Source organism: Thioclava sp. F42-5 (genome assembly GCF_002213195.1).
In the GTDB taxonomy this organism is placed as follows: Bacteria; Pseudomonadota; Alphaproteobacteria; order Rhodobacterales; family Rhodobacteraceae; genus Thioclava; species Thioclava nitratireducens.
In genome coordinates, this window is sequence record NZ_NBNZ01000002.1 from 40,026 (window position 1) to 62,944 (window position 22,919).

17 protein-coding genes are annotated in these 22,919 nt (G+C 62.9%); 13 read left to right on the forward strand and 4 right to left on the reverse strand.

Annotated elements, in window-relative coordinates; all coding sequences use genetic code 11:
- Positions 1 to 140 precede the first annotated feature (140 nt).
- Positions 141 to 2,471: a glycosyltransferase gene (locus tag B6V74_RS05415; protein WP_146694519.1), complete on the forward strand. Its 2,331-nt coding sequence runs from the start codon at positions 141 to 143 to the stop codon at positions 2,469 to 2,471.
- Complete coding sequence (locus B6V74_RS05420) at positions 2,468 to 3,628, forward strand: hypothetical protein (RefSeq protein ID WP_146694520.1); 1,161 nt, start codon at positions 2,468 to 2,470, stop codon at positions 3,626 to 3,628. The genes B6V74_RS05415 and B6V74_RS05420 overlap by 4 nt, the downstream gene beginning before the upstream one ends.
- Here B6V74_RS05420 and B6V74_RS05425 read toward each other — a convergent pair.
- Positions 3,594 to 4,391 (reverse strand): ABC transporter permease, encoded by a 798-nt coding sequence (locus tag B6V74_RS05425; protein ID WP_088722231.1) that lies wholly within the window; start codon positions 4,389 to 4,391, stop codon positions 3,594 to 3,596. The genes B6V74_RS05420 and B6V74_RS05425 overlap by 35 nt on opposite strands.
- Before the next feature lie 75 nt (positions 4,392 to 4,466).
- On the opposite strand from B6V74_RS05425, the gene B6V74_RS05430 reads away from it, so the two are divergent.
- From B6V74_RS05430 to B6V74_RS05440, 3 genes are all read left to right on the forward strand, one after another.
- Positions 4,467 to 5,696 (forward strand): hypothetical protein, encoded by a 1,230-nt coding sequence (locus B6V74_RS05430; RefSeq protein WP_146694521.1) that lies wholly within the window; start codon positions 4,467 to 4,469, stop codon positions 5,694 to 5,696.
- Between the two features lie 5 nt (positions 5,697 to 5,701).
- Positions 5,702 to 6,355 carry an ABC transporter ATP-binding protein gene (locus tag B6V74_RS05435; RefSeq protein WP_088722233.1) on the forward strand — a complete coding sequence of 218 codons (654 nt, stop codon included), beginning with the start codon at positions 5,702 to 5,704 and terminating at the stop codon, positions 6,353 to 6,355.
- Between the two features lie 185 nt (positions 6,356 to 6,540).
- A complete protein-coding gene (locus B6V74_RS05440) occupies positions 6,541 to 9,216 on the forward strand; it encodes a DUF4214 domain-containing protein (protein ID WP_168184185.1) in 2,676 nt (891 codons plus the stop codon).
- On the opposite strand, the gene B6V74_RS05445 is transcribed toward B6V74_RS05440, so the two are convergent.
- A complete protein-coding gene (locus tag B6V74_RS05445) occupies positions 9,213 to 10,610 on the reverse strand; it encodes a phosphomannomutase (protein ID WP_088722235.1) in 1,398 nt (465 codons plus the stop codon). The genes B6V74_RS05440 and B6V74_RS05445 overlap by 4 nt on opposite strands.
- A 143-nt stretch (positions 10,611 to 10,753) precedes the next feature.
- On the opposite strand from B6V74_RS05445, the gene B6V74_RS05450 reads away from it, so the two are divergent.
- Positions 10,754 to 11,821 (forward strand): DUF2793 domain-containing protein, encoded by a 1,068-nt coding sequence (locus tag B6V74_RS05450; RefSeq protein WP_088722236.1) that lies wholly within the window; start codon positions 10,754 to 10,756, stop codon positions 11,819 to 11,821.
- Between the two features lie 3 nt (positions 11,822 to 11,824).
- Here the strand turns inward: B6V74_RS05450 and B6V74_RS05455 are convergent, their stop codons facing one another.
- Both B6V74_RS05455 and B6V74_RS05460 read right to left on the reverse strand, forming a co-directional pair.
- Positions 11,825 to 14,194, reverse strand: coding sequence for a glycosyltransferase (locus tag B6V74_RS05455; protein ID WP_168184186.1), 2,370 nt, complete (start codon positions 14,192 to 14,194; stop codon positions 11,825 to 11,827).
- 116 nt (positions 14,195 to 14,310) lie between these two features.
- Positions 14,311 to 14,802: a DUF4405 domain-containing protein gene (locus B6V74_RS05460; protein ID WP_088722238.1), complete on the reverse strand. Its 492-nt coding sequence runs from the start codon at positions 14,800 to 14,802 to the stop codon at positions 14,311 to 14,313.
- Positions 14,803 to 15,042: 240 nt separating this feature from the next.
- Here B6V74_RS05460 and secE point away from each other — a divergent pair, with 240 nt between their 5' ends.
- The 7 genes from secE (at position 15,043) to rpoB (ending at position 22,870) form a co-directional block, all read left to right on the forward strand.
- A complete protein-coding gene (secE, locus tag B6V74_RS05465; RefSeq protein WP_075773824.1) occupies positions 15,043 to 15,228 on the forward strand; it encodes a preprotein translocase subunit SecE in 186 nt (61 codons plus the stop codon).
- A 244-nt stretch (positions 15,229 to 15,472) separates the two neighbouring features.
- The gene (gene nusG, locus B6V74_RS05470; protein ID WP_075773825.1) at positions 15,473 to 16,012 is read left to right on the forward strand and encodes a transcription termination/antitermination protein NusG; all 540 of its coding nucleotides are present in this window, start codon (positions 15,473 to 15,475) and stop codon (positions 16,010 to 16,012) included.
- A 106-nt stretch (positions 16,013 to 16,118) separates the two neighbouring features.
- Positions 16,119 to 16,571, forward strand: coding sequence for a 50S ribosomal protein L11 (gene rplK, locus B6V74_RS05475; RefSeq protein ID WP_075773826.1), 453 nt, complete (start codon positions 16,119 to 16,121; stop codon positions 16,569 to 16,571).
- A gap of 3 nt (positions 16,572 to 16,574) precedes the next feature.
- Entirely contained in the window at positions 16,575 to 17,273 is a 699-nt protein-coding gene (gene rplA, locus B6V74_RS05480; protein ID WP_075773827.1) for a 50S ribosomal protein L1, read from the forward strand.
- A gap of 258 nt (positions 17,274 to 17,531) precedes the next feature.
- On the forward strand, positions 17,532 to 18,044 hold the full coding sequence (rplJ, locus tag B6V74_RS05485) for a 50S ribosomal protein L10 (RefSeq protein ID WP_075773828.1): 513 nt from the start codon (positions 17,532 to 17,534) through the stop codon (positions 18,042 to 18,044).
- Between the two features lie 66 nt (positions 18,045 to 18,110).
- Complete coding sequence (rplL, locus tag B6V74_RS05490) at positions 18,111 to 18,485, forward strand: 50S ribosomal protein L7/L12 (protein WP_075773829.1); 375 nt, start codon at positions 18,111 to 18,113, stop codon at positions 18,483 to 18,485.
- A 248-nt stretch (positions 18,486 to 18,733) separates the two neighbouring features.
- A complete protein-coding gene (gene rpoB, locus B6V74_RS05495) occupies positions 18,734 to 22,870 on the forward strand; it encodes a DNA-directed RNA polymerase subunit beta (RefSeq protein ID WP_075773830.1) in 4,137 nt (1,378 codons plus the stop codon).
- Positions 22,871 to 22,919: the final 49 nt, after the last annotated feature.

The window sequence follows — 22,919 nt, forward strand, 5'->3', positions numbered from 1 at the left end:
CCGACGCGAATCTCCGAATCTCTCGGACTGTGGGCGGTTTAGGCGCGCGCGCGGAAGCTTGGGGCCTGCATGTCACGCGATATGAGTATAGCGGAAACCGTCTTCGGCTGGAGGGGCGAATCGCCGCTCCGGAGCTGGTCTTGCGGTTGGACAGCGTGACGCAACGATGCGCCCTTGAACCCGACGCTTCAGGGGTGGCGAAATTCGCCTTCGATCTGCCGTTTTGGCCCGCTCGGGTAGAACTGGCCATTCCCGGTAAAGGAGCTGAAGGGCAAGGAAACGAAAGCTGGACCTTGCCGCCGATCGGACGCCTTCGTCTCACTTTCGGGCAGCTGCGTATTGCGCCGATATTTCTTTGGCGGCTCGCCTCTCATGCCGGCGACATCTGGCGATGGCGAAGCCGCGGCGACAGTTCCGCGGGGATGAGGGTGAAGTCGGCACTGGGGTTTGTGGCGCAATCGCGAGGTGCGCTTCTACCGTCCGACTTGTTGCGCACCGGACCGCCTGACGAACCGCCGGCTTCCCCCGCGATCGTGATTGTCTTGCCAGTTTTCAACGCGCGGAATCTGCTGCGCGAGACGCTCGATCGCATCGTTCGGCATACGGATCTCGATTGGCACATGATCGTGGTCGAAGATCGCTCGACCGATCCCGAGATGCGGCCGTTTTTGCGCGATTGGTGTAAGGCCAAAGCCAACGTGACGCTTCTGGAAAATGCAGCGAATCTGGGCTTCGTCGCCTCCGTCAATCGCGGGTATGAGGAGGTCCTGAATCGCTTCCCAGACCGTCCCGTGGTCTTGCTGAATTCGGATGTCTTCGTGCCTGCGGGCTGGGCGTCGCGGCTTGTGGAGCCGCTCACCGACCCTGAGGTGGCAAGCGTGACGCCAATGTCGAATGACGCGCAGATATTGTCGGTGCCGTTGCCTGGTACGCGGAGCGATCTGCCGCCCGGGGCCGTCGATCAGATCGATGCCGTCGCCGCGAAGTTGGAACCTTCGCAAGCGCGCGCCGATCTGCCCACCGGGATCGGTTTTTGCATGGCGCTCGCACCCCGCTTTCTTTCCCAACTCCCGTGCTTCGATCCGGGGTTCGGGCGCGGCTACGGAGAGGAGACGGATTGGTGCCAAAGGGTACGGCGGCTCGGGGGGCGCCATGTCGGGATAAGCTCGCTTTTCGTCGAGCATCGGGGCAGTGCCTCCTTCGGTCCGTCGGCGCGCCAGAAACTGGTGGAACGCAATCACGCGAAGATCGAGCGGCGCTATCCGAGCTATCCGCGCGCGGTCGATCGGTTTCTTGGCCGCGACCCGCTCGCAGCTCCTCGTTTTGTGCTTGCCTTGGCGCGTGCGGGCGCATTGCAGGCCGCGCCGCTCAAAATCTGGCTCGGGCATTCCCTTGGTGGCGGCGCAGAGATTCGGCTGCGTGAGGAAATCGCCGCGGAGCTTCGCGCCGGGCGGCGCGGCGTCGTTCTGCGTGTCGGCGGTACGGCTCGCTGGTCCATCGAGCTTCACGACCCGCTCGGCCCATGCATCACAGAGACAGCGGATCGGGCAGCGATCCTTTCTCTGCTGCAGGTCCTTCCAGAACGCCACGTAATCTATTCCTGCGGCGTCGGTCATTCGACGCCGCTCGAAATCCCAGAGCTGTTAGTCGATCTGTCTCGGGGACACCAACTCGACATTCTTTTCCACGACTATTTCCCTCTCAGTGAGGCATACACCCTCCTGGAAGAGGGGCCCAGTCTGCGCGACATCCCGGCGCGTATCGATCTGCGCCCCGGATTCCGAAAGCCGCCTCGCGTGCATTCAAGCGGCGACCGATCGGAATGGGAAGATGCATGGGGTGCGGCAATGACCGCCGCGACGTGCTTGCGAGTTTTCTCGCGCAGTTCCGCTAGCATCGTTGCGTCGGTTCGCCCCGACCTTGCGGATAAGATCGACTGCAAGCCGCATGACAGGAGGCGACCTGCACGTCTGACCTATCCGCATCACAGGCAACTGGCGAACTCCGGCACCTCCTCGAATGCTGACAGATCTGCGCAGCCCGTTATTGGCGTGCTTGGCCATATCGGCCTGCACAAGGGAGCCTCGGTCGTGGAAGCCGTAGGCGATGCGTGCATCGCTGACGGGCGCGCGCGGCTCGTGCTACTGGGGACTCTCGATCCGCGGTTTCATCTCGACGCGCCGAACCACATCCATGGGCCGTTCGAGCGGTCTGACTTGCCGATACTGGTTGCGCATCACGGAATCGATCGGTGGTTGATCCCGTCGCTCTGGCCGGAGACCTTTTCGTTCACGACGCACGAGGCCCTCGGCACCGGCCTGCCGGTGACCTGTTTCGATCTAGGCGCACAGGCTGAGGCGGTCAGGGCTGCGGGCAGACAGGGATGCGTTTTGCCACTGCCACGGTATCCATCGGATGTCGACATGGGTCGCCTGCTCGGACAGCCCGACTGCGAAAGGTGGGTGGCGTGACATTCGAGGACAGTCTTGCCGTCTTCCACGTCGGCGCTCCGAAATGCGGCAGTTCGGCCCTTCAATCGGCATGGAGCGTACACCCGGACAGGGCGTCACGCACCGGACATCGCGTGCGCTATATCGGCGCGGCGAAGGTCAGGGGATTGGTGATGCCGCTGCGCGGCAGGGCCGTGTCACATGCCGCGGCGCTTTCTCCTTACGGATATGTCTCGATGCCAGATCCGGGTCGCGAGGTCGGGGCAAGACCCTTCGCCGCTTTCCTCCAGAGAGAAATGGCGCGCGCCCACAGAGGCGGCTACATCCCGTTTTTCTCTAATGAGGGATGGATTCGGCGCCCCGAAATTTTTGCGTCGCTGCTCGCCGACCTTGGCCATCCGCCCGTCACCGTGTTGGCCTTCCTGCGGCCGCCTTTGACATGGATGAATGCGGCGTTCTGGCAGTGGGGCGTCTGGAGCCGTCCCTGCTTTGACGATTGGCTGCGCGCCTGGCGGTGTCCTTATAGCTTCGGTGCCGATCTCGCGGCTTGGGTGCGTATTCCCAATGTTCGCTTGCAGGTCGCCCCAGCAGGGCATGACGCGGTCGCTTGCACCGATGCTCTCTTTCAAACATCGAGCCAGCCGTCCCGGCAGCGTCACAGAACTGGCAGCGCGGCGCAGATTGGTTTCCTACTGCGCAATCGGCGCTTCCGCCCAGATACCCATCGCGCCGAAATCGAGTTCCTGTTGCAGAGGCGTTTGGCGGCGGGGCCTATGCTTCGCCGCGGGTGGGCAATCGCGCCGCATCATGTGGAGATGCTGCAGGAGATCGCGCAGACCCAGCGCCAAAAGCTCGAGCGCGTGTTACCCGCTAACCAGGCGGAGGCCATATGCGACGATCCGTTCTGGGCTTCACCCTATCCCTATCATCCCGAAATAGAGAAAGGTCCTGCACAGCTAGACGATCTCGACGAATTGCGCGTCTTTGCGGGGCGGCTCCTCTCTGGGTCAGGGCCAGCGGACGCAACGCTTGGAGAACTCGATCGGTTGATCGCAAAGCGTCTCGATACCCTTCTGCACAAGGACCGTTGTGGTCGGTGGCGCGCCGCGCTGTTCGGTGCGCCTTCGCGCCGGTCCGCAACGCTCACCTTGCGAGGAGATCCCGGTAACGCGTCCTGAGCGCCAGAAGGCCGATGGCCAGCGCTACGAGTGATACGCCGATGACCCAAGGCGCGGAAAGATGATCGGGCTCGTAGGTCGGGAAGAACCCGTGCCTCAGATAGCCGATGACATGTACGAGCGGGTTGAACCACAGGACGTCTGCGGCCCACGTCGGCAGGTGATCGGTGAGGAAAAACACACCGGATATCAGGAACATAGGTCGCATCAGGATCGACCATATCTGCTGCCAGACAGGGATACGCAGGAAGAGAAAACAGTTGAGCGTTCCGATGCCGAAGGACAACAGCACGGCAAGACTCGCCGCCTCGAATATCCGCAGCGGATCAGGGCTCGCGCGGGAGTCGAAGATCAGCAGGCAGCCCTGAAGAACTAGGTAAGAGACGATGAGTTTCGTGAGTGCATTCAAAACGAGTCGCGCGATGAGTGCATCGAGAAAGCTCACCGTTGGATAGGCCAGAAGGGCGCGCGAGTAGGTGAGCGCGTTGGCGACTTTCGATTGGACCTCCGAAAACAGCATGAAGGGCAGTAGCCCTGTCGCATAGAAAAGCTCGAAACTGGCTCCGAGCGGCGGAGCATGGAAGGTCAACGAAAAGAAAAGAGTGAGCAAGGCGATGCCGCCGACCGGCTCGAGGAGAGCCCAGAGATAGCCCCCCGGCGAGCGGCCGTAGCTGGCGGACATCTCGCGCAAGATGAGCGCGCCGATCGCACGAAGAGCCGGGAAGGACCGGTTCGGGGGACTGGGCGCATGTGAGAAAAACATTTCGAGCCTCGTTTACCGGTTTTCAATTCGGATCGTGTTCGCTGGGATCCGATGCGATCAATAGTGGAGCCAATTGTGAAACACGCGGTTAACGAGCCTGCGCGGGCCGCGCCCGTTCTCGCGACGGGGGCGGGGTTGCACGAAGTCTCCCAGCCGCTACGACCAGTGCCGAGCGCTTACGCCCCCCCTGCCCGCAAGGCGCGTTGGCGGCGGCGCCATCATGCGGTGGGGTTGAGCTTCGTGGCGCTGGTGGTCGCGCCGGTTCTGGCCGCTGCCTGTTTTCTTTACGCGCAGGCTGCAGATCAGTTCGTCTCCCGCGTCGGCTTTACGGTTCAGCGCAAGGAGGCCGGCCCGGCATTCGATATTTTCGGCGGGCTATCCAGCCTGTCGGGGGCGTCTTCGGACGATACGGATATTCTGTATGAGTTTATTCAAAGCCCCAGCCTTGTCGCCGAGATCGACGATGCGCTCGATCTGAGAGCGATTTGGTCGCGCAAGCGATCAGATCCGGTGTTCGGGCTGTCGACCGACGCCAATCTGGAGGATCTTGTCGCCCATTGGCGGCGCATGGTCCATGTGCGGCACGGCGCGGGTGCCGGGCTGCTCGACATCGAGGTGCGGGCTTTCGACCCGGTCTCAGCGCAGCGGATCGCGCAGACCTTGATGGCCCGCAGCTCGACGATGATTAATCGGCTCAGCAACGCGGCGCGCGAAGACGCGATCCGCCATGCGCGCGGCGAGTTGCGGCGCGCGGAGGGGCGACTGAAGGCGGCGCGCATGGCACTCACCACCTTCCGCAATCGCCATCAACTGATCAGCCCGGAGATGGATTTGCAAAGCCAAGCTGGGGTTCTGGGATCGCTGCTCGAGCAGCAGGCGCATGTGATGATCGAGAGCGATCTACTACGCGGCACCGTGCGCAGCGGTACGGATCCGCGGTTGAAGCAGGCCGAGCGGCGGCTGGCGGTGATCGAGAAACGGATCGTGGCGGAACGGCGCAAGCTTGGCATCGAGGGCGGCACGAAGGACGAAGCCTATGCAAGCATCGTGGGCGAATTCGAGCGGCTCATGACGGAGCGCGAATTCGCAGAGCGTGCCTATGCGGCAACGCGTGCGAGCTTTGAGGCGGCGGAGGCCGAGGCGCGCCGCAAGAGCCGTTTTCTCGCGACATTCATGGCGCCGACCCTCGCTGAGAGCGCCGAATATCCACGCCGCGAAACGCTTCTTGCGCTGATCGCGGGCAGCTTGATTTTGCTTTGGGCGATTGGCGTGCTGGCGGGCTATGCGATCCGGGACCGTCGGTAACGGCGATGATCCGGCTGCAAAATCTCGGCAAGAGCTTCCGCGTTCCCGGTGGCGAGAAAATCGTGGCGCTCGATATCTGCGCGAGCTTTCCCAGCGGGCGATCCGTCGCACTGCTGGGGCGCAACGGGGCGGGGAAATCAACGCTTCTGCAAATGATAGCGGGGACCGCACGGCCCGATCGGGGCCGGGTGATCACGCGGGGCAGCGTCTCCTTTCCTGTCGGCTTCGCAGGGTCGTTTCACAATGACCTGACAGGCGCGCAGAATTGCCGCTTCATCGCGAGGATCTACGGGGTGGATACGGATGAGATGGTGGCCTTCGTGGAGGAGACTGCAGAGCTCGGGCTGCATTTCCGAATGCCGCTGCGCAGCTATTCTTCCGGGATGCGCGCGCGATTGGCCTTTGCGGCGTCGATGGCGATCAGTTTTGACACCTATCTCGTCGACGAGATCACGGCGGTCGGCGATGCGGCGTTTCGCAAGAAGAGCGCAGCCCTGTTTCGCGACCGGCTGAAAGAAGCCGGAGCGATTGTGGTCAGCCACTCGATGAACCAGTTGCGCGAGATTTGCGATTGCGGCGCGGTGCTCGAGCGTGGACGGCTTGAGTTTTTCGACGATCTCAATGCCGCGATTGCCTGCCACGAACGCAATATGCTTTGAGTTGGGCGATGTCAGCCGTTGAATTCTATTAAAATATTGAGAAAAAACCATTTTCGGGCCGCTTTCCCTCCGCGCTCTGAGCCCAGCCGCGCCTCATGCTTGAGACAGTGAGAACGTTGAAAGCAGGGGTGGCTATGCCTCAATTGACGCCGGTCGCGACCGTAACGAATGGTGCGGAAAATTTCATGACGTCGATCACCGACCTGCTTCTCGTGCAGGGTGAGACGGGGCCAACGCTTTACTCGATTTCCAATGCGCCGGGCGGCATCGCGCAGCTTCCGCTGAGCGCGCAGCTGAATTCGAGCGATCTGGCTTATCTGAGCGAAAGTGCGGGACTGGATGCAGCCGGGACGCTGACCGAGATCTCGATCGACGGCAGTCCTGCCTTGATGGCGACCGGTTCGGCATCGGGCGCGTTTCAAGCGGTCTGGCTAAACCAGAATGACGGTGGAATCAGCGATGTGTTTACGCTGCCGGGGGCGGTTGCGCCGGGTGCGGTGCTTGCGATCGCGCCGCTGCAACTCGACGCGCAGAGCTTTTTCGTCGGCGCCCTGGCGCATGGGAGCGGGCTGCATGTCTGGCAGATGGGTGCCGGAGGCCGGATGACAGAGATCGCGCAGGGCACTGCGGGCGCCACTTGGTCAGCGAATGATGTCCATACTCTCGGCACGGTCGAGATCGACGGGGCGCAATACGTTCTGGCCGCCTCGGCTACGGATAATTCGCTGACCACGCTCGCGCTCGATACGCAGGGACAGCTGAAGATCGCCAGTCAGATCGATGCGCGCGACGGCCTCTTCATCAACACCCCTAATTCGATCGAGACGGTCCATGTGGGCGGTCAGGCTTATGCGCTTCTGGGAGCGGCGGGCACAAGCTCGATCTCTGTCGTGGCGCTTGGTCCGGGCGGGCGGATGGAGGTCACCGATCAGATCAATGACGACCTCGGCACGCGGTTCGAGGGCGTGACGACGCTCGAAACCGTGACGATGGGCGATCAGGTCTATGTGCTGGCCGGAGGCGCCGATGACGGGGTCAGCCTGCTTACGCTGCTGCCCGGCGGCAAACTGGTCCAGATCGGGACCTTGGCGGACGAGATCGAAACCGCGCTGACCGATCCGGCGGCGGCGGCGATGATCGCGGATGCGACCGGGCTCGATATTTTCGTGGCGGGCGACGTGTCAGCGAGCGCGAGCGATCAGGGGATGGGGATCAGCCATATCAAGGTAGAGTTGGGCCCTGCCGGTCTGGCGCTGAAGCTTGGCGATGGCGGCGATACCGTGAAAGGTGGGGCGGGAAACGATCAGATTTCCGGCGGCGCAGGCGATGACGAAATCCACGGTGGGGCAGGGGCGGACATCGTGCAAGACGGCGGCGGTGTGGATACGCTTTGGGGGGGCGAAGGGGGGGACGTCTTCGTGCTCGATGCGGATGGGCGCACGGATTTCATCATGGATTACGAGCCCGGCATCGATCGGCTCGACCTCTCGAGCATGGCCTGGTTCTACACCAAGGAGGCTTTGGACATTACCCCGACCGCGACGGGGGCGGATATTCGGATCGGCGACGAACGTGTGATCGTGAATACCGCGAATGGCTCAAGCCTGAGCGCCGCGGATTTCGAAACCTCGGAGCTGCGCGATCTGTGGCATTCCGCGATCAACCCGCTCGAGGTCGGCGATATCCACAAAGAAGGTACAGCGCAGGGCGATATCATAGATGGGCGCGGCGGGGACGATCTGCTGGTCGGCAATGACGGGGCGGATATCCTGCAAGGCATGGGCGGGGATGACCTGCTAAATGGCGGACGGATCGATCGCAGCTACGATCCGTTCGCGGCACAGGTGTTCCGGGTCTATCAGGCGACGCTTGACCGGGCGCCCGATGGAAATGGTCTGCACTATTGGACGGACCTTCTGTCGAGTGGCGCGATCGATCTGCAGGAAGTCGCGGACCGATTCATCAACTCGCCGGAATTCCAGTCGAACTACGCGCAGACGAGCGACGCGGAGTTTCTGACGCTACTGTACCAGAACGTGCTGGATCGAAACCCCGATAGCGGGGGGCTGAGCTATTGGCTCGACCAGCTCGATCGGGGGGAACGAAGCCGGGAGGAGGTTGTCTTGGGATTTTCGGAAAGCCCGGAATTTCGGAAGGCGACGGAAATCGATACGCTTCTCCTGAGCCAGGCCAGCACTCAGACGGATTTCACCGACGACGTGTTTCGCCTGTATCAGGCGACGCTCGGGCGCGAGCCGAATCTCGGCGGGATGATGTATTGGAGCGAGATGCAGGCCGACGGAATGGAGTTTCTCGACGTGGTCTCGGGCTTCGTCAACTCGCCGGAATTTACCGCAACTTACGGCAGTCTCGACGATGCCGGTTTCGTCTCGCTGCTCTATCAGAATGTCTTTGGGCGGGCGCCGGATAGCGAAGGGCTGACATGGTGGGTCGATCAACTCGACAGCGGGGGCTACACTCGCGAGAAGGTCGTCGCCGCCTTCGCGCAAAGCCCCGAGATGATAACCCAGACGGCGCAGTCGCAGATCGATTGGTTCCGTTCTTTCGGCTTCGAGGATCAACTCGATGGCGGCGAGGGGTACAACCTGCTCCAGGGTGGCGTGATGGCGGATCAGTTCGTGTTCCGCGCTGATGAAGACGGGCATCACGTCATCATCGATATCGAACCCTGGGATGAGCTGAGCTTCGAGGGGTTCAACTACAGCTCTGCCGCAGAGGCCCGCCACCATATGATCGAGACCGGCTCCGGCGTGACGTTCTCGGATCAGGGCGTCACGGTCGAATTCATCGACACCGATCTCGGCCTGTTCTCCGACGGGATGTTCGACCTCTCGGGCTAGGTGAGTTCCGTTCGTAGTGCGGCGAGGTAGCTTGCGACAAGGCTCTCTGCGCGCTCGGGCGTCGCGGCTTCGGCGTAGCAGCGGCATTCAGGAGCGTTGCCAGAGGGCCGCAGATGGACGATCTCGCCCGAGGGGAAGGTTAGGCGCAGACCGTCGGTCTGGTCGATCCGCTCGGCCGGGTCGAAATCGCTGAAGAATTCCCTCCGTGCGACGGGATCGGCCGCGAGGCGATCAATGAAGGCGCGCGAGCGGTCGGTCGAGACTTCGGCGACCCGGTCGGCTGCGGTGAAGCGGGCGGGCAGCTGGGCGACAAGTCCGCTGAAGGCGGTGCCGGCCTTTTTCGCTGCGACCAGCGGAGCGACGATCGGTAGCAGACAATCGCGCGTTGCGAGCGGCGCGATCTGCCCGACAGGGCCCGTTGCGGTGAAGCCCAGAAGGAAGCCGCCATTGGGCTCATAGCCTACGACCTTCGCGGCTGGATCGGCAGCGCGCGCGGCCCCCATCGCGGCGATCACGAAGGGCGATCCGATCTTAGTGCGATGAATGCTGTCAAATTCTGGCATCGCGTCGACCATCGTATTGGCGGAGACCGGGGTGCAGAGGATTTTCGCCCCGAGAAGCCGCGCGGTCAGCGCCCCCAGCACGTCGCCGGGGATCAGCGTGCCGGTCTCGTCGGTCAACATCGGGCGGTCGGCATCGCCATCGGTCGAGATCACCGCATCCAGCCGTTGCTCGGTGCACCAGCCTTGCAATGTTTCGCGAGTCTCGGGGGCGACCGCCTCGGTGTCGACGGGGATGAACTCGTCCGATCGGGCGAGCGGAACAGCGGTCGCGCCCATCGCCTCGATCGCGGTGACCAGGATGTCGCGAGCGACGGAGCTGTGTTGATAGACGCCGATGCGCAGGCCCTCGAGAGCCTCCGAGCCGAAGGCGTCGACATAGCGGGCGATGTAGTGCGCCGCGGTATCTGCCCCGGGGATTTCGGAGCCGCACTTCTCGGTCACGGGATGGTCCTGACCGAGCCGGTCGAGGATGGCGGCCTCGTCCTCTTTCGCGATCTCGCCATGCGGGACGTAGAATTTCAGCCCGTTGCGATCGGCGGGGATGTGGCTGCCGGTGACCATGATCGCGGCGTTGCCCGCCCCCATCGATGCGAGCGCGAGCGCGGGGGTAGGGAGCGCGCCCTCGCGGATCGCGGTGAGACCGGCGTCGCGGATTGCGGCGATGACGGTCTCGGCGATCGCTGGGGAGGAAGGGCGCAAGTCCCAGCCCACATGGACGGCTCTGCCCTGCGGGCAGGCAGACAGGAACGCGCGGGTGTAATCGGTGACCAGCGCGTCGGTCAGTTCGGTGACAAGGCCGCGCAGCCCGCTGGTGCCAAATTTCGGTGCCATAAGTCCTCGATTGTCGCGCCGTTGCAATCGCGTCGACCCTAGGGGGAGGGGTGGGGACAGGCAAGCACCGTGCGCCGCTCTCAGATACAGTTAACGCCAGATTCCTATCGTCGGTCCCATCGCAACCATCGCAGGAAATCCCGATGCCCGATCAGACCGCCAATCTCGCGCTGCCGCTCATCCTTGGCAGCCAGACCCAGAAACACGTCACCCATAACGAGGCGCTGCAACGGCTCGATACGCTTGTGCAGCTTGCGGTGATTTCGCGCAGTGTAAGCGAACCTCCGACCGGTCCATCCGAGGGGGCGAGGTATCTCGTGCCAGCCGGTGCGCTGGGCGCATGGGCGGGGCACGACGGCGCGCTTGCGATCTTCTCGACCGGGGCTTGGCAATTTCTGAGCCCGCGTGCGGGCTGGCGCGCTTTCGTGCTGGATGAGGCGGTAGAACTGGTCTTCGCAGCAGGCGCCTGGGACGTGCCGCCTTTGCCGGAGTTGAGCCAACTCGACGGTGTCGGGATCATGACTGGCTATGATGCGGTGAACCGGTTTTCGGTTGCCGCCGAGGCTACGCTGCTGAGCCATGCCGGGGCGGGTCATCAGCTCAAGCTGAACAAGGCAGCGGCGGCGGAGACGGCGAGCCTGCTGTTCCAGTCGAACTGGTCTGGCCGGGCCGAAATGGGACTGGCGGACAGCGACGACTTCGCGATCAAGGCGAGTGCGGATGGCGCGACATGGTTCGAGGGTCTGCGCATCGACGCGGCCACCGGGCGGGCGACGATGTCGCAAGGCGCGGTGATCGACGGAGCGCTGACAGGCAGCGGCGTCGTCGGCACGGTCGCGCAGGTCGGCGGCGTATCGGCGGGTGCCGTGATCGAGCAGGGCAGCACCGCCTCGGGCGATTACATCCGCTTTGCCGATGGCACGCAGATTTGTTCGGCGCAGCTGAGCCTTAGTTACGTCGCGGATTGGGCGCTCAAGGAGGACTGGGCTTATCCGGCGCAATTCGCGCAGGCGCCCTGTCTGAGTGTCGCGCTCGATGCGGACAGCCTCGCGGCGGGCAGTGCCATTAGTGCGGGTGCGCTCTCCTTCGCGGGAGTCGAGGCCGTCACGAGTTCGGGCGCGCGCGCCGTGGTCTATGCCGCGAATGGCGCGAGTTTCCTCAGCGGTGAGAGTTGCGATCTGTGCGTCACCGCGATCGGGCGCTGGGTGTGACGCTTACTCGGCGGGGCGAGCGAGCGGTTTGTGCGCCCCGTCGAGTCGGATGAAAATCTCGGACAGGCGGTCACTGTAGCGCGCGGCGATCGCATCGGCGGAGAAATGGCGGCGCACGAAGGCTTCGGCCTGCGCCGCCTTTTTCTTGCGCGTATCCGGGTGGCTGCGCGCCGCTTGTAACTGGGCGACCGCGGCGGCGTGATCGGGCTCGCCCCAGCGCATCCCCGGTTCGACATAGAGATAGTCCTGCGGCGCGACTTCGACTTCGGTCGCAGGCACAAGCCACGCGGTCTCTTCGTTGCAGAATTCCAGATTGCCGGAATAACCCGTGCATAGGACCGGCACGCCAAGCACCATCGCCTCGAGCATACCGAACCCCCAGCCCTCGGAGCGATGCAGCGACACGTAGAGGTCCGCACCGGTCATCAGCTCCAGCACTTCCGCGTGATCGAGCGTCTCGTCGAGCAAAGAGATGCGCGGTTCCGCCGCCAGGAGTCGCTCGATTTCGGACCAAAGCATGGCTTGCGCCGGATCGCAGATACGGCCGCGATTCTGCGTCTTGATCAGTAGGCGCACCTCCGCATCCTCGGCAAAGGCCGCGCGGAAGGCGTGGATCGTGCCGAGCGGGTTCTTCCGTTGTATGAACGAGAAACTGTCGAAACTGGCGAGGCAGACGAAGCATTGCTCGGGCCAATCGTTGCGTCGGCGCAGGGCGCTGCGCGCGTGGCCCCGGTCGATGGCGGGCGGTTCACGATAGCACATCCCGACATTCACCACCGGCTTATCAGTCGCGTTGCGGTAAATCTCGGCGCAATATTCCGAGGGCACCCAGACCTCGTCGATCAGATCGAGGGCGAGGCGATGGCAGGTAGGGGCGCGGTTCAATTCCCAATGCATATAGGCGATATTGTAGGCGTCGGAATAACAGTCGGCGTCGAAGGAGAAGGCCGGGGGGATCGCGTCTGCATTCAGGTGCAGGAGGTTGATCCGCGCGGGGCGGGATACGGCGGTCTTGGCTCCGCCTTGCGCCGGCGTCGGATTGTCGCGCGCGCTTTCCACCGCGTTGAGCGTGACGTCGCAGCGGGACAAAATGTCATGCGAGAGCCGCGTCGATTGGCCCAGTCCGGAGGCTTTCGCGAAGGGGCCAAGGACTTGAACATCGACCGGGGCGCCCTTCGGGGCAGAGCGGGTGGCAGCCGCGAGACGATGGCCGTCGGGTGCGCGCAGGAACGCCATGCTGTCGAGGTCGAACCCATTCTCGCGCAGCGCCGCTGCATAGTGCGCGCGGGTGATCGGCGGGCCGGGATGCAGCCGCGCGCAGACATCCGAGAGGCGACCGCCTTCGAGAAGCATCTTCGTTTCACTTCGACGCAGGAACAGCAGGATCTCGGGCCGCTCGACCGCGAGGATCATCGCGAGCACATGCAGCATCCGGCGGTGGCGCTCGATTTCCGGCGAAAACTGCGCGAGCGGCGGGATGATCTCGCGCAGGGCCAGAAGGCCGCGGGTCATCGGCCAGGGGCCGGGGGTTTCCGACTGGGACAAAGACTCGATCAGGCTGTTGGGGAGGAGGCAATCGGCGATGCCGAGCGACGGGGCCCCGCGAAGTGCCCATGCGGTCGTGGTGTCGCGATCGTCCCCGGTCTTGCCGAGGATATGCATCGCTCGGCTCGGGCCGCCGGGATGGATCTCCGTATTGAGCCAGTCGATCGCGGCGCGACTCAGCGGGATTTGCTGTGCCGGGTCCTGCGCGGCGTGGCTCACAAGATACCAGCGGAGAATGTTCGATACCGCCCTGTCGCTGCCATCAAGAGGAAGCTGCTTCGCCATCCCCGCACGATGGCGCGCGTAGTCGATGTAGGAAAAGAGCGGTGCGGGCAGCGCCTCTTCCCCCGCGCGCGAGGTGAAAAGCGGGTGCTGCGCGCTCAGATGGGGAGTGCGGGGCCGCTCTGTCCCGGCGGTGCGTAGCGTGACGATCGGGCCAAGCATATGGCGCCGCAGAGCGTCTCTCTCTTTCGGACACGGTGCCGCTTCGGGGTCGAAGCGCAGCGTGGCGATCGGGCCACCGCCGGGAAGGTGCAGGCTGATCGCACCGCCTGCGGCGTCCTTCATCGCCGGCGAGAGAGGGAGCGCGAAGCCGTGGTTGCCCGCGCCGATGCCTGCCTGCACAAGATCGGCGCGAGACATTGCCGCGCGCCCCGACCCGAGCCGCCCGGCGTTACAGTGGATCTCGATATCGAGCGAGGCGCTGTTGCCTGTCTTAGCGAGCCAACCGATTACCCTTCCGTTCTCGAGCCGCTCGAGCGCGCCGCGATAGCCGCGCAGGCGGTGGAGGAACGAGACGGCGGACGGGGGCGGGGCGAAAGTCGACATGCCAAAATTGTCTTTGAGAAAAGTCAATTTTTGATGGATAAGCCCCTGTCCATCGCCGGCGATAATCGCAACACTCCGCGCCGCCCGGAAATTGGCGGGTGACGCGGCCGGCGTCATTACGGCTGCACCATCAATTGTTCGGCCAGCGCCGCGGCGGAGCTGTCCTGCGCCGTGGCGATCTCAGTCAGGCTTTGCGTCACGGTGGCGCCCAGTTTGGCGGCGGCATCCGTTCCCGACATTCCAAGCACCGGGGCGGCCTCGGACAGCGGTGCGTCGAACAGCGCTTGGGCGATCGCGAATTGCGGCGGACCCCGGCGCGCGCCGTTCTCCGGCCCGATGACGGAGGGAAGCGCGAAGGCGAGTGCCGCGACGAGGGAGAGGGCAAGCGCCAGCGCCATGGGTGCGCGCTTCAGGTAGCAGCTCATCGGTCGCCAGTTCTTCCAGATGTGCAGTCCGAAAGGCACGATCAAAACCATCGAGAGCCATTCATGCATCCCGTGAAACCACGCGCTGCCCCAATGGAAGAAAAGGGCGATTCCCGAGACCAGCGATACGAGAAAAAGACCGGTGATGAGCGGCGTGGCGTAGCGGTTGAGGATGGCGGGCATTGAAGGCTCCTGTGAAACTGCGACTGCGTGCGTTTGCGGACATCGACTTCCACGCGGGACGAGCAAATTTCCGTCCTCAAAGCCGCCTTGCAGCCCGCGCATGACGCTTGCGCGGGGGCAGGAAGGCGCAACAGCCTTGAAATCCGCGAGGGGAGCAAGTATCTGGCGGCAGTTGCGCCGAATGCGGCGCGGTTTTTTCGGCTCAAGGGCGCCGCATTGGGCGCGTAAGGAACGACGACGATGGCAAACCCACTCCAGTTTCTCCAGCAGGTGCGCTCGGAAGCGGGCAAGGTGGCTTGGCCGAGCCGCCGCGAAGTTCTGCTGACGACCGGCATGGTGCTGGCGATGGCGGCACTGACGGCAATCTTCTTCTCGCTGGTGGACTGGGTGATCCGTCTCGGCGTGACGCAGGTGATCGGGAGCTGATAGGCCCCCGGGCGCTCGCCGCCAGACCTAATTCGCAGTTGCGGCGAGGAAGTGATCGCGCTCCAGCCTTACGCTCTTGAAATCACAGGGCTCCGGCGGTAAAGGGGCGGGACTTTCCCAGAGGCGGCGTGCATCGATTCGCGTGGTGCGCGCTGTTTTTTATTCTGGGAAACGCGGGTAATCCCGTGAAATAACAGGAATTTTCGGCGCCCCCGGCGTCGGTGGCAAGAGGCAAAGAATCGGCATGGCGAAGCGTTGGTATTCGGTAAGCGTTCTCTCGAACTTCGAGAAGAAAGTGGCCGAGCAAATCCGTCAGGCCGTGATCGATCAAGGTCTGGAAGACCAGATCGAAGAGGTTCTGGTGCCGACCGAAGAAGTGATCGAGGTGCGTCGCGGCAAGAAAGTGACCTCCGAACGTCGCTTCATGCCGGGCTACGTGCTGGTGCGGATGGAGATGACCGACAAGGGTTATCACCTGATCAACTCGACGAACCGGGTCACCGGGTTCCTCGGGCCGCAGGGTCGGCCGATGCCGATGGGCGATGCGGAAGTGAACCGCATCCTCAGCCGTGTCGACGAATCGGGTGAGCAGGCGGCACCGCGCAGTCTCATCACCTTCGAGGTCGGCGAGAACGTGAATGTGACCGACGGGCCCTTCGAGGGCTTCTCGGGCATGGTCGAGGAAGTGGACGAGGCGGCGAGCCGCCTGAAAGTCACCGTCTCGATCTTCGGCCGGCCGACCCCGGTCGAGCTGGAATACACGCAGGTGCAGAAAACCGCCTGAGTGGGAGCCGTGGGAGGCGAGGGGCCCTGCGCGACAGGGAGGTCCGGACCGAACCACTAAACTTCGCGACCCCCTAGGGGCGTGACAGTGATAAGGAGAGGGCCACATGGCCAAGAAAGTTGTTGGGCAGCTCAAGCTGCAAATTCCGGCAGGCGGCGCGAACCCGTCCCCGCCGGTCGGTCCGGCGCTGGGTCAGCGCGGGATCAACATCATGGAATTCTGCAAGGCGTTCAACGCCAAGACGCAGGAAATGGACAAGCAGGCGAAGATCCCGACGATCATCACCTACTACGCCGACAAGTCGTTCACCTTCGAGATCAAGCAGCCCACGGCTAGCTTCATGATCAAGCAGGCGGCCGGTCTCAAGCCGGTCGGCAAGCGTAACCGTCCGAAGGGTTCGGAAGCTCCGGGCCGCGTCACCGCCGCGACCATCACCGCCGCACAGGTGCGTGAGATCGCCGAAGCGAAGATGAAGGACCTGAACGCCAACGACATCGAAGGCGCGATGAACATCATCCTCGGCTCCGCGAAGTCGATCGGCATCGAGGTGAAAGGCTAAGTCATGGCAAAGCTCGGTAAACGCACCAAAGCCGCCCGCGAAGCCTTCGCCGGCAAGTCGAACGTCTCCGTCGAGGAAGCCGTTTCGCTGATCAAGTCGAACGCGAACGCGAAATTCGACGAGACCCTCGAGATCGCGATGAACCTCGGTGTTGACCCCCGTCACGCCGACCAGATGGTTCGTGGCGTCGTCGCTCTGCCGAACGGCACCGGCAAGACCGTCCGCGTGGCTGTCTTCGCTCGTGGCGCGAAAGCGGATGAGGCCAAGGAAGCCGGTGCCGATATCGTCGGCGCCGAGGACCTGATGGAAACCATTCAGGGCGGCACGATCGAATTCGATCGCTGCATCGCGACCCCGGACATGATGCCGATCGTCGGCCGTCTGGGTAAGGTCCTGGGCCCGCGCAACCTGATGCCGAACCCGAAGGTCGGCACCGTGACGATGGACGTGAAAGCGGCTGTCGAAGCGGCGAAAGGTGGCCAGGTCCAGTTCAAGGTCGAAAAGGCCGGCGTCATTCATGGCGGCATCGGCAAGGTCTCCTTCTCGGAGGAGCAGCTGGCCGAAAACATCCGCGCCTTCGTGGATGCCGTGACCAAAGCCAAGCCCGCCGGCGCCAAGGGCACCTACATGAAGAAGGTGTCCCTGAGCTCGACGATGGGTCCGGGCGTTGCAGTCGACATCACGTCGGCGACCGGCAACTAAGAGAATTCCACCGGGGGAAACCTCGGTGGGTGGTGGGGCGGCGGCCTAAAGTCTCCGCCCTGACCTGTCCGAGACGGAGGGTGCCAGATCCCGCAGGGTGACGGCTTAATTTCCTTCCTGAGATGGGGATCGAGACCAATTCCGGGTTTGGGCCTTCGGGCCGATCTCGGGCGATCTGGCCTCGGGCCCTTCGGACCCGACCCCGGGAAACCGGGACAATGAGAGCCGGGGGGAAACCCCCATACTTGGAGTGTAACTGTGGATAGAGCCCAAAAAGAGAAAGTGGTCGAGGAACTCGGCCAGATCTTCGCAAGCTCTGGCGTCGTAGTGGTTGCTCACTACGAAGGCATGACGGTTGCTAACATGCAGGACCTCCGCGCACGCATGCGTGAAGCGGGTGGTTCGGTTCGTGTTGCCAAGAACAAGCTCGCCAAGATCGCCCTTGAAGGTCAGCCCTGCGAAAGCATCGCTGAATACCTGACGGGCATGACCGTGCTTTCCTATTCCGAGGACCCTGTCGCTGCGGCGAAAGTGGTCGTCAACTATGCCAAAGAGAACGAGAAGCTCTCGATCCTCGGCGGCGCAATGGGAGACTCGGCACTCGACATCGCTGGTGTCAAAGCTGTCGCTGACATGCCGTCGCGTGAAGAGCTCATCGCTCAGATCGTGTCGCAGATCGGCGCACCCGCTTCGAACATCGCCGGTGCCGTTGGCGCGCCTGCTTCGAACATCGCGAGCATCCTTTCCACCATCGAGGAAAAGGCTGCGTAAGCAATCGACTTGTCCCGTAGCGGCTTGAAACCGCGACGTTGGAAACCCAAATCTAGGAACTGAAAAATGGCTGATCTGAAAAAACTCGCCGAAGAAATCGTGGGTCTGACCCTCCTGGAAGCCCAGGAACTGAAAACCATCCTGAAAGACGAATACGGCATCGAGCCGGCTGCTGGTGGCGCCGTCATGATGGCTGGTCCGGCTGCTGGTGGCGAAGAAGCTGCTGAAGAGAAAGACGAATTTGACGTCGTTCTCGTCGAAGCTGGCGCTCAGAAGATCAACGTGATCAAAGAAGTCCGTGGCATCACCGGCCTGGGCCTGAAAGAAGCCAAAGAGCTCGTTGAAGCTGGCGGCAAGGTCAAGGAAGGCGCTGCGAAAGCGGAAGCCGAAGAGATCAAGAAAAAGCTCGAAGACGCTGGCGCGAAAGTCGAGCTCAAGTAAGCGAGCCGGATGCGTCCGCATCCGATCTGAAAAATGGGCTGGGTCCGGGGTTTTCCCGGGCCCAGCCGAACCTGTCTCGGAGAGGGCTTTGGCGCCCTGAAGCCCTCTCCAAGGCGGTGTTCGCGGTTCGGGAGCCTTCCGGTGGGACGGAAGGCAGGTATGGAACCGCCCCCCCTTCATTCGCCTTGCGGCGTGCAATGGGCCCCGACATTGCATGTGCCGCGAAGAGACGAAAGGTCACGCAGAGCATGGCTCAAGCTTACGTTGGTCAGAAACGCATCCGTCGCTATTACGGCAAAATCCACGAAGTCCTCGAAATGCCGAACCTCATCGAGGTTCAGAAATCCTCCTACGATCTGTTCCTGCGCTCCGGCGAAGTGGATCAGCCCACCGATGGCGAGGGTATCCAGGGCGTTTTCCAGTCGGTCTTCCCGATCAAGGATTTCAACGACAACGCCATCCTGGAGTTCGTGAAGTACGAGCTCGAAAAACCAAAATACGATGTCGACGAGTGCCAGGCTCGTGACATGACCTATTCGGCGCCGCTCAAGGTGACCCTGCGCCTCATCGTGTTCGATGTGGACGAGGAAACAGGCGCGCGCTCGGTCAAGGACATCAAGGAACAAGACGTATTCATGGGGGATATGCCCCTCATGACCAAGAACGGTACGTTCATCGTGAACGGCACCGAGCGGGTCATCGTGAGCCAGATGCACCGCTCGCCGGGCGTTTTCTTCGACCATGACCGCGGCAAGACCCACTCCTCGGGCAAGCTGCTGTTCGCCTGCCGCATCATTCCCTATCGCGGCTCGTGGCTGGACTTCGAATTCGACGCCAAGGACCTCGTGTTCGCGCGTATCGACCGCCGCCGGAAACTGCCGGTGACGACGCTGCTTTATGCGCTGGGGCTCGACCAGGAAGGCATCATGGATGCCTATTACGAGACCGTCACCTACACCGCGAAGGGCAAGTCGGGCTGGGTCACCAAGTTCTTCCCCGACCGCGTGCGCGGCACCCGTCCGACCTTCGATCTCGTCGACGCGGCGTCGGGCGAAGTGATCCTGAAGGCGGGCGACAAGGCGACCCCGCGCATGGTCAAGAAATGGCGTGACGACAACTCGGTTCCCGAGCTGCTCGTGCCGTTCGATCACATCATGGGCCGTTTCTGCGCCAAGGATATCATCAACGAGGAAACCGGCTTCATCTACATCGAAGCCGGCGACGAGCTGACGGCGGAATACGACAAGAACGGGGAACTCTCGGGCGGTTCGATCAAGACCCTGATCGACAACGGCATCACCGAGATCCCGGTGCTCGACATCGATAACGTCAATGTCGGTCCCTACATCCGCAACACCATGGCGTCGGACAAGAACATGAACCGCGAAACCGCGCTCATGGATATCTACCGCGTCATGCGTCCGGGCGAACCGCCGACCGTCGAGGCCGCGGAAACCCTGTTCAACAGCCTGTTCTTCGACTCCGAGCGCTACGACCTTTCGGCCGTGGGCCGCGTCAAGATGAACATGCGTCTCGACCTCGATGCGCCGGACACCCAGCGCACGCTGCGCCGCGAAGACATCATCGCCTGCATCAAGGGCCTGGTGGAGCTGCGCGACGGCAAGGGCGAGATCGACGACATCGACCACCTCGGCAACCGCCGTGTGCGTTCGGTCGGCGAACTGATGGAAAACCAGTATCGCGTCGGCCTGCTGCGTATGGAGCGCGCCATCAAGGAGCGTATGTCCTCGGTCGAGATCGACACGGTCATGCCGCAGGATCTGATCAACGCGAAACCGGCCGCGGCCGCGGTGCGTGAATTCTTCGGTTCCTCGCAGCTGTCGCAGTTCATGGACCAAACCAACCCGCTGTCGGAAGTCACGCACAAGCGTCGTCTGTCGGCGCTCGGTCCGGGCGGTCTGACCCGTGAGCGCGCCGGCTTCGAGGTGCGCGACGTTCACCCGACCCACTACGGTCGGATGTGTCCGATCGAGACGCCGGAAGGGCAGAACATCGGCCTGATCAACTCGCTGGCCACCTTCGCCCGCGTGAACAAGTATGGCTTCATCGAAACCCCGTACCGCAAGGTCACCGACGGTCAGGTCACCGACGAGGTGGTCTACATGTCCGCGACCGAGGAAATGCGTCACACCGTGGCGCAGGCGAACGCGACTCTCGATGAGAACGGCAAGTTCATCAACGATCTCGTCTCGACCCGCCAGTCGGGCGAATACGCGCTCAACCCGCCGGAAATGGTGGACCTGATCGACGTGTCGCCGAAGCAGCTGGTCTCGGTCGGTGCAGCGCTCATTCCGTTCCTCGAAAACGACGACGCCAACCGCGCTCTGATGGGTGCGAACATGCAACGTCAGGCCGTGCCGCTTCTGCGCTCGGAAGCTCCCTATGTCGGCACCGGCATGGAAGCGACCGTCGCACGCGACTCCGGCGCTGCGATCATGGCGAACCGCGGCGGCATCATCGACCAGGTCGATGCGCAGCGTATCGTTATCCGCGTGACCGACGATCTCGAAGCGGGCGATGTGGGCGTGGACATCTATCGTCTGCGCAAGTTCAAGCGTTCGAACCAGTCCTCGACCATCAACCAGCGTCCGATCGTGAAAGTGGGCGACCGGGTGGTGAAGGGGCAGATCGTCGCTGACGGTCCGTCGACCGACATGGGCGAACTGGCTATCGGTCGCAACGTGGTCGTCGCCTTCATGCCGTGGAACGGCTATAACTACGAAGACTCGATCCTGATCTCCGAGCGGATCCACCGCGACGACGTGTTCACCTCGATCCATATCGACGAATACGAAGTGGCGGCGCGCGATACCAAGCTCGGCCCGGAAGAGATCACCCGCGATATCCCGAACGTCGGCGAGGAAGCCCTGCGCAACCTCGACGAGGCCGGTATCGTCTATATCGGCGCCGAAGTGGGGCCGGGTGACATTCTCGTCGGTAAGATCACGCCGAAGGGCGAAAGCCCGATGACGCCGGAAGAGAAACTCCTCCGCGCCATCTTCGGCGAGAAGGCATCGGACGTGCGCGACACCTCGCTGCGTCTGCCGCCGGGGGCTTACGGCACGATCGTGGAAGTCCGCGTCTTCAACCGTCACGGCGTCGACAAGGACGAGCGTGCGCTGCAGATCGAGCGTGAGGAAGTCGAGCGTCTGGCCCGTGACCGGGACGACGAGCTCGCCATTCTCGAGCGCAACATCTACGCGCGTCTCAAGACCCTGATCACCGGCAAGACCGCCGTGAAGGGGCCGAAAGGCGTCAAGGCTGGTTCGACCATCGACGAAGAACTGCTGGGCACCCTGTCGAAGGGCCAGTGGTGGCAGCTCGCGCTCGAAGACGAGGGCGACGCCAAGGAAGTCGAAGCCCTCAACGACCAGTTCGAGGCGCAGAAGCGCGCGCTCGACCTGCGCTTCGAGGACAAGGTCGAGAAGGTCCGTCAGGGCGACGATCTGCCTCCGGGCGTGATGAAGATGGTCAAGGTCTTCGTGGCTGTGAAGCGCAAGCTTCAGGCTGGCGACAAGATGGCTGGCCGTCACGGCAACAAGGGCGTTGTGTCGAAAGTCGTTCCGATGGAAGACATGCCGTTCCTCGCCGATGGCACCCCTGTCGATCTCGTGCTGAATCCGCTGGGCGTGCCGTCGCGCATGAACGTCGGTCAGATTCTCGAGACGCACATGGGCTGGGCTTCGCGCGGTCTGGGCAACCAGATCGACGAGGCGCTGAAAGCCTATCGTCGTAACGGCGACCTGACCCCGGTTCGCGAGGCGATGAAGATCGGCTATGGCGACGAGACCTACGGTGAGATCATCGAAGGTATGGATGACGAAGCGTTCATCGAGAGCGCCGAAGCCGTCCGCACCGGCGTTCCGATCGCGACCCCGGTCTTCGACGGCGCCAAGGAGGCCGACATCAACGACGCGCTCAAGCGTGCGGGCTTCAACGAATCCGGTCAGTCGATCGTGTTCGATGGCCGCACCGGCGAGCAGTTCGCGCGGCAGGTCACGGTGGGTGTGAAGTACTTCCTGAAGCTTCACCACCTCGTCGATGACAAGATGCACGCCCGTTCGACCGGTCCGTACTCGCTCGTCACGCAGCAGCCGCTGGGTGGTAAGGCGCAGTTCGGCGGTCAGCGTCTCGGGGAGATGGAGGTCTGGGCTCTGGAAGCTTACGGCGCCGCCTACACCCTGCAGGAGATGCTGACGGTGAAGTCGGATGACGTGGCAGGCCGGACGAAGGTCTACGAGTCGATCGTCAAAGGTGAGGACAACTTCGAAGCCGGCGTGCCGGAGTCGTTCAACGTTCTCGTCAAAGAGGTCCGGGGCCTCGGCCTCAACATGGAACTCCTGGACGCGGAGGATGAGGAGTGAGGGCTTCGGCCCTCCTCTAAGCCCTTCCGCCCTCATTCAAGGATTTACA